This is a genomic window from Pseudonocardia sp. EV170527-09, from assembly GCF_008369905.1.
GTDB lineage: Bacteria > Actinomycetota > Actinomycetes > Mycobacteriales > Pseudonocardiaceae > Pseudonocardia.
This window is the reverse complement of sequence record NZ_VRMC01000603.1, coordinates 1-246: the sequence shown is the minus strand read 5'-3', so window position 1 is coordinate 246 and position 246 is coordinate 1. Positions and strand designations below refer to the sequence as shown.

General features: G+C 60.6%; 1 protein-coding gene. It reads left to right on the top strand.

The window, feature by feature from the left end:
* Positions 1–246 (top strand): hypothetical protein (locus tag FVA95_RS31320; protein WP_205016101.1); only part of this gene is annotated, 246 nt, incomplete at both ends.

The following is a 246-nucleotide window of genomic DNA, read 5'->3' as shown; positions in this document are numbered from 1 at the left end:
ACGCACAGGGCAACCTGAAGGTGCGCAATGGCGTGGCGTTCCGTTTCGACTATGGCAATCGCCTGCGCGAGGTCGATGGCAAGGAGGCCTATCAGTACGACGCGCATGGACGTCGCACCCTGGCCAGTGCGTCCAATGGCAACATCCGCTCGTTCTATGGACAGGATGGCGTGCTGCGCTACCAGCACGATCAGCGCCAGGCCAAGGGATTTGACTATGTCCAGCTCAACGGCAGCCTAGTTGCCA